7 protein-coding genes are annotated in these 7,040 nt (G+C 70.8%); 6 read left to right on the top strand and 1 reads right to left on the bottom strand.

All coding sequences use genetic code 11. From position 1 onward, the window contains the following. The first annotated feature begins 23 nt into the window (after window positions 1–23). The 5 genes from ACYVE7_RS06525 to ACYVE7_RS06545 all read left to right on the top strand — a co-directional run bounded on the left by ACYVE7_RS06525 (window position 24) and on the right by ACYVE7_RS06545 (window position 6,039). Window positions 24–2,369: a phosphoketolase family protein gene (locus ACYVE7_RS06525; protein WP_460363637.1), complete on the top strand. Its 2,346-nt coding sequence runs from the start codon at window positions 24–26 to the stop codon at window positions 2,367–2,369. Further along, window positions 2,366–3,208: a DUF1206 domain-containing protein gene (locus ACYVE7_RS06530; RefSeq protein ID WP_460363638.1), complete on the top strand. Its 843-nt coding sequence runs from the start codon at window positions 2,366–2,368 to the stop codon at window positions 3,206–3,208. The genes ACYVE7_RS06525 and ACYVE7_RS06530 overlap by 4 nt, the downstream gene beginning before the upstream one ends. Window positions 3,209–3,269: 61 nt before the next feature. Next, window positions 3,270–4,565, top strand: coding sequence for a YhgE/Pip domain-containing protein (locus ACYVE7_RS06535; protein WP_460363639.1), 1,296 nt, complete (start codon window positions 3,270–3,272; stop codon window positions 4,563–4,565). A 43-nt stretch (window positions 4,566–4,608) separates the two neighbouring features. After that, window positions 4,609–5,511 carry a transposase gene (locus ACYVE7_RS06540; RefSeq protein ID WP_460363640.1) on the top strand — a complete coding sequence of 301 codons (903 nt, stop codon included), beginning with the start codon at window positions 4,609–4,611 and terminating at the stop codon, window positions 5,509–5,511. A gap of 87 nt (window positions 5,512–5,598) precedes the next feature. After that, on the top strand, window positions 5,599–6,039 hold the full coding sequence (locus ACYVE7_RS06545) for a nitroreductase/quinone reductase family protein (RefSeq protein WP_460363641.1): 441 nt from the start codon (window positions 5,599–5,601) through the stop codon (window positions 6,037–6,039). Window positions 6,040–6,043: 4 nt separating this feature from the next. Here the strand turns inward: ACYVE7_RS06545 and ACYVE7_RS06550 are convergent, their stop codons facing one another. Then, window positions 6,044–6,727: a type 1 glutamine amidotransferase domain-containing protein gene (locus tag ACYVE7_RS06550; protein ID WP_460363642.1), complete on the bottom strand. Its 684-nt coding sequence runs from the start codon at window positions 6,725–6,727 to the stop codon at window positions 6,044–6,046. Between the two features lie 50 nt (window positions 6,728–6,777). Here ACYVE7_RS06550 and ACYVE7_RS06555 point away from each other — a divergent pair. Continuing rightward, the coding region (locus ACYVE7_RS06555; protein WP_460363643.1) for a LysR family transcriptional regulator at window positions 6,778–7,040 on the top strand (263 nt) is incomplete at its 3' end.

Here is a 7,040-nt window from a genome sequence, read left to right on the forward strand (position 1 = left end):
GGATGTTCCCTGGAAGGAGCGGCATGATCACTTTGGGTGAGAAGGGTTTGGTCGATGCGTGGTGGCGGGCGGCCAATTATCTGGCGGTCGGGCAGATCTATCTGCTGGGGAATCCGTTGCTGCGGGAGCCGCTGGTGGCCGGGCAGGTCAAGCCGCGGCTGCTCGGCCACTGGGGCACTTCGCCTGGGCTGACGTTCTGCTACGCGCACCTCAACCGGATCATCCGGGCTCGCGATCTGGACATGATCTATGTGATGGGTCCTGGCCACGGCGGCCCTGCGGCCGTCGCCGCCGCTTGGCTGGAGGGGACCTACAGCGAGGTCTACCCGCACGTCACCAGGGACGCCGCGGGGATGGGGCGGCTGTTCCGGCAGTTCTCGTTCCCCGGCGGGGTGCCGTCGCACGTCGCGCCGGAGACGCCCGGGTCGATCCATGAGGGCGGTGAGCTCGGGTACTCGCTGGCGCACGCGTTCGGCGCCGCGTTCGACCGTCCGGAGCGGGTGGTGGCGTGCATCGTCGGCGACGGCGAGGCCGAGACGGGCCCGCTCGCGGCGAGCTGGCATTCCCACCAGTTCCTCGACCCGGTCCATGACGGGGCGGTGCTGCCGATCCTGCACCTCAACGGCTACAAGATCGCCAATCCGACGGTGCTGGCGCGCATCCCCGAGGCCGATCTGCTCGCCCTGTTCGAGGGGTACGGCTACCGGCCCTACCTGGTGTCGGGTTCCGACCCCGACGAGATGCACGAACTCATGGCGACGGCGCTCGACCAGGCGATGGACGACATCGCGGCCGTCCAGGCGCACGCGCGGGCGGGCTCGGACCGGCCGCGGGACGTCCGCTGGCCGATGATCATCCTGCGGACGCCGAAGGGCTGGACGGGCCCCGCGGTCGTCGACGGCCTGCCCGTCGAGGGCACGTGGCGCTCCCATCAGGTGCCGCTGTCGGAGGTCCGCACCAACCCCGAGCATCTCGCGCAGCTCGAGGAGTGGCTGCGGTCCTACCGTCCCGAGGAGCTGTTCGACGCCGACGGCGCGCCCGTCGCGGAGCTCCGCGATCTGCCGCCGGAGGGGGACCGGCGGATGAGCGCCCAGCCGGCGGCCAACGGCGGGCTGCTGCTCCGCGATCTCGACCTGCCCGCGTTCACCGGCTACGCCGTCCCGGTCGACAAGCACGGCACCGTCGTCGCGCAGGGCACCCAGGTGCTGGCGGGGTATCTGCGGGACGTCATCACCGCGAACCCCGACAACTTCCGGATCATGGGCCCGGACGAGATCGCGTCCAACCGGCTCTCGCCCGTCTTCGAGGCGACCGACCGGGTCTGGCAGGCCGAGCTCCTGCCGACGGACGAGCATCTCGCGCCGCAGGGCAGGGTCATGGAGGTTCTCAGCGAGCATCTCTGCCAGGGCTGGCTGGAGGGTTACCTCCTCACCGGACGGCACGGGCTTTTCACCAGCTACGAGGCTTTCATCCACATCGTCGACTCGATGTTCAACCAGCACGCCAAATGGTTGAAGACCACCAGGAACCTGGCGTGGCGGCAGCCGGTCGCGTCGCTCAACTATCTGCTGTCGTCGCACGTGTGGCGGCAGGACAACAACGGTTTCACCCACCAGGACCCCGGTTTCCTGGACGTCGTGGTCAACAAGAAGGCCGAGGTCGTCCGGGTCTATCTGCCGCCGGACGCCAACACGCTCCTGTCGGTCGCCGATCACTGCCTCCGCTCCCGCGACTACGTCAACGTGATCGTCGCGGGCAAGCAGCCGCAGCTCACCTGGCTGCCGATGGACGAGGCCGTCGCGCACTGCTCGCGCGGGATCAGCATCTGGGAGTGGGCGTCGACCGACGGCGGAGCCGATCCCGACGTGGTCCTGGCCTGCGCGGGGGACGTCCCGACCTTGGAGACCCTCGCCGCCGCCGACCTGCTCAGGACCCATCTGCCCGATCTGCGGGTCCGGGTGGTCAACGTCGTCGACCTGATGAAGCTGCAGCCGCCGGGCGAACATCCGCACGGCCTGCCGGACGCCGAGTTCGACGCCGTCTTCACCACCGACCGTCCGGTGATCTTCGCGTTCCACGGTTATCCGGCGCTCGTCCACCGGCTCGCCTACCGCCGCACCGGCCACCGCAACCTGCACGTGCGCGGATACAAGGAGGAGGGCACCACCACGACCCCGTTCGACATGGTCATGCTCAACGACCTCGACCGGTACCACCTGGTCATGGACGTCATCGACCGGGTGCCGGGGCTCGGCGGACGCGCCGGGCAGGTGCGCCAGCGGATGGCCGACCAGCGCAGGAGCGCCCGCGACCACACCCGCGCCCACGGCGAGGACCCCGCCCACATCCGCGACTGGTCCTGGTCATGACCGCCGGGAGCGCCAAGGACGGCGTCCAGTCGGCCGGACGTGACGCGGCCTCCAGCCGGTGGCTCGAACTGCTCGCCAGAGGCGGGCTGATCGCGCTCGGCGCCAACTATGTGCTGGTCGGGATTCTGGCGGTGCAGATCGGGCTGGGCTCCGGTGGTGAGGACGCCGACCGGACGGGCGCGCTCCACGCCGTCGCCGAACGGCCGGGCGGCACCCTGGTGCTCTGGCTGATCGCCGGGGGCTTCGCCGGGCTGACGCTGTGGCGGCTCGCCGAAGCGATCTACGGGGAGGCGGGCCCGGACGGCCACAAGCCGACGAAACGGCTGGGCTCCCTGGCCAGGGCGGTGTTCTACGGGTTCGGCTGTGTGAGCGTGGTCGGGTTCCTGCTGGGCAGCGGCGGCCAGTCGGGCAACAGCCAGTCCAAGGACGTCACCGGGGAGTTCATGAGCCATTCCGGCGGCCGGTGGCTGGTGCTCGCGGTCGGGCTCGGCGTGGCCGTCGCGGGGATCGTGATCGCGGTCGGCGGGCTGCGCAGGAAGTTCCTCAAACGGCTCAGCCTGGACGGGGTGGGCGCCCACGCCCGGAAGGTCGTCGAGACGCTGGGGGTCGTCGGGGTCGCGGCGCGCGGTGTCGTCTTCGCCGTGTTCGGCGCGTTCCTCGTCGTCGCCGCGGTGACCTTCGACGCGAAGAAGGCCGAAGGGCTCGACGGCGCGCTCCGCAAGACCGCTGCCACCCCGCTGGGCCCCTGGCTGCTCCTGGCCGTGGCCGTCGGCCTGGTCGCCTTCGGCCTCTACTCATGGTGCGAATCGCGCTGGCGCGACGTCCAGCCGGGCGACTAGCCGGAGGTAAAGATCGTTTGAAGGGCTGAGGGCGGGCGGGCGGGGCGGGTACAGGGGCCCCATGGGGATGGGGAAGGCCGGGCGGGATGGCGGGGCCAGAGCGACGACCGTGCTGCGGCGGGGGAAGATCTGGCTGGTGCCGGCCGTGCTCAGCGCGCTGGTCACGATCCTGCTCTCGCTGCTGTACATGGGCGGGATCCTGGATCCGGCGGCCCATCTGCGGGCGCTGCCGATCGCGATCGTCAACGCGGACCAGGGGAAGCCGCCCGCCGGGCAGACCCAGAATTTCGGCACCCAGGTCGAGGCGGCCGTCACCGGGGGGACCGGGGACGACGTCCGGTGGGAGAAGGTCAGTGAGCAGGAGGCGCAGCGGCTGCTGGCCGGTGGACGTGTCTACGGCGCGCTGCTGATCCCGGCGGACTTCACCTCCTCGGTGCTGGCGCTCGGCGCCGACCAGGGCAAGAGCCGGCCGGAGCTGCTGGTGCTGACCAATCCGGGCCTCGGCAGCCTCGGCTCGTCGATGGCGGCGCAGATCAACCAGCGGGCCGCCGCCAAGGTCTCGACGGCCATCGGCGAGCAGCTTCTGAAGGCCGCTCCCGATCGGGATCCGACGGCCCGGCTGCTGCTCGCGGAACCGGTCCAGATCAAGACCCGGCCGGGGCACGAGATCGGTGAGCGCAGCGGGCTCGGGCTGAGCGCGTTCTACTACACGCTGCTGCTGGTGCTGATCGGGTTCCTTTCGGCGAACATCGTGCACAACGGCGTCGACACGGCGCTCGGGTACGCCGACAGCGAGGTCGGGCCCTGGCATTTCCGGCACAAGACGGTCCGGATCGGCCGCACGCAGACCCTGCTCGCGAAGATGCTGATGACGGCGGTGCTCACGGCGGGCCTCGTCTCGCTGCTGATGTTCGCGACCATCACGCTGCTCAAGATGGACTCCGCGCACCTGCCGCTGCTGTGGATCTTCTCCTACTGCGCTTGCCTCTCGCTGGGGCTCGGCGTGCAGGCCATCAACGCGGTGTTCGGCGGGATCGGGCAGATCGTGGCGATGTTCGTGTTCATCGCGCTGGCGCTGCCTTCGTCGGGGGCTTCCATTCCGCTGGAGGCGACCCCGGAGTTCTACCGTTTCCTCGGCGAGTTCGAGCCGATGCGGCAGGTCAGCGGGGGCGTCCGGTCGATCCTCTACTTCGACGCCCAGGCCGAGGCGGGGCTCACCCGCGCCTGGACGATGATGGCGGTCGGCATCATCGTCGCGCTGGTCCTCGGGTTCACGATGACCGAGTACTACGACCGCAAGGGCCTGCACCGCATGGTGCCGGGCGAGAGCGAGGACGACCCGGCGGACGACGCCTGACTACCCAAGGTTACGGGTGATTGTGGTGGGTATTGCCTGCTACGTGGGGATCGAGAGGGAGCCCGAGCTCTGGCTGGCGGCTCGGCTGGAGGAGCAGGAGCCGGAGCTGCTGCGGGGGATGCTCGTGGTGCTGGCCGAAGCGGTCATGGGCGCGGACGCCGACGCGATCTGCGGGGCCGCGCTGGGGGAGCGGGCCCAGACCAGGACCGACCGGCGCAACGGCTACCGGACCCAGAAATGGGAGACGTGCGCGGGCGCCGTCTCGGTGTCGGTGCCCCGGCTCAGAAAAGGGACCTACAGCCCGGACTGGCTGCTGGCCGACGAGGAGGTCGGGGACAGGCTGACCGTCGAGGTCGCGGCCGCCTGCCTGTACGGGCCGTCGCCGCTGCGGATGGAGCGGCTGCTGGCGGGGACGCCCGGCGAGCGGATCAAGGGGGAGCGGGTCGCGGAACTCGCGGGCCTGCTCGCCTCGTGCTGGGCGGAGTTCCGGGCCAGGGAGCCGGAGGACGGGTCGCCCGCCGAGGCGAAGGTCGAGATGGTGCCGTTCGCGGAGTCCGTCGTGTTCGTCGCGACCGGGGTCGACGGGGCGGAGCGGCAGCGGCTGCTGAGCGTCGAGTTCAGCACGACGTTCGAAGAGGCGGTCTGGGAGGGTTTCGTCGACCGGCTCGAGGCGCGCGGGCTGAAGCGGCAGGAGCCCGAGAAGGCGGCGGCGGCCGCTCCGGTCGCGCGCGAACGGTCCCGCCGGTGGAGCACCTGCCTGATGGTGCTCTGCTTCGCGATGTCGGTGGCCAGCGTCGTCGCGCTCTGCACGTTCATGCGGTCGATCGGCTACACCGAACTGGTGCTGCTGGTCCTGACGTTCGGGCTGTCCTTCTGCGCCGGACTGATCACCTGGGCCAAGGGCGCGCGCCGCGACCAGGGCGGCCGGTCGCTCGGCGTCATCTGACGCCGAGCCGAACGGTCAGGAACGGAGAAGCCTTCGCGGGCGGTCCGCTCCTAACGTTGAAGTCAGACGACGGAGCGGAGGAAGACCATGGCAGGCACGAGTGGGCACACCGGGTTCTCCCGGTGGATGCAGCACCGGATGAACGCCCGGATGAACCGGAAGATCCGCGGTGGCCGCGGCACCCTCATGGGCATGGACGTGCTGGTCCTCCACACGGTCGGGCGGCGCAGCGGCACCCCGTTCGAGACCCCGGTGGCCTGGTTCCCCGACGGCGACGACGCATGGCTGGTCGTCGGCTCCGGCGGCAAGGACCGCCACCCCGACTGGCATCTCAACCTGGTCGGCGCCCCCGACCGCGCGACGATCGAACTGCCGGGCCGGGAGCCGCTGCCCGTCCGGCCCGAAGTCCTCGACGGCCCCGAGCGCGACCAGGCGTGGACGCGGATCACCGCCGCCCAGCCCCGGCTCGCGAAGTACCAGTCCAAGACCGACCGCGCCTACCCGGTGGTCCGCCTCACCCCCCGCTGAGGCGTCAGGCGAGCCACTTCAGGAGTTCCGCGGTGAGCGGAGCCGCGGACTGCGGGTTCTGGCCGGTGATCAGGTTGTCGTCCACGACGACGTGCGGGGTCCAGGGCGCGGCGACCCGGACGTCGGCGCCGAGCGCGGTCAGGCGGTCCTCCAGCAGCCAGGGCGCCTTGTCGGCCAGCCCGGCCAGGGTCTCCTCGGCGTTGGAGAAGCCGGTGAGCTCGCGTCCGGCGAAGGCGTGGGAGCCGTCGGGACGGACGGCGGCCAGCAGCGCGGCCGGGCCGTGGCAGACGACGGCCAGCGGCTTGCCCGAGTCCAGGGCGGCGACCAGGAGCCGGCCCGACGTCTCGTCGACGGCCAGATCCTGCATCGGGCCGTGGCCGCCCGGATAGAAGACGGCGTCGTAGCCGGCGACGTCCACGTCCTCGAGCTTCAGGGGCGCGGCCAGGCCGGGGATCTCGGCGAGCTCGTCGACGACGTCCTGGCCGTCGTTGGCTTCGGGGGCCAGACTGCCCGGATCCGCGACGGGGACGACCCCGCCGGGCGTCGCGAAGTCGACCTCGTGGCCTGCCTCGAGCATCGCCCGGTAGGGGACGAGCAGTTCTTCGGCCCAGTAGCCGGTCGGGTGGAGGGTTCCGTCGTTGAGCGTCCAGGAGGTGGCCCCGGTGACCACGGTGAGAATCTTCGACATGTGCCTCAGCGTAGGCCGGAGAACTAAAGCCACAAAATAGACTAATCAATGTGATCTATCGGAATTCCTATGGCTCGCTCGACTTGGCGCAGTTGAGGACCTTTCTTGCCGTCTACCGGGCCGGATCGCTGACGGCCGCCGCCCGGCTGGTCGGGCTGTCGCAGCCGACCGTCACGACCCAGTTGAAGGCCCTGGAGGACAGGCTCGGCCGGCGGCTGTTCGAACGGCTGCCCCGGGGCGTCGCGCCGACGGCCGCCGCGGACGATCTCGCCGCCCGGCTGGCCGGCCCGATGGACGCGCTGGAGGAGATCGC

The sequence above is a fragment of the Actinocorallia lasiicapitis genome, from assembly GCF_054778695.1.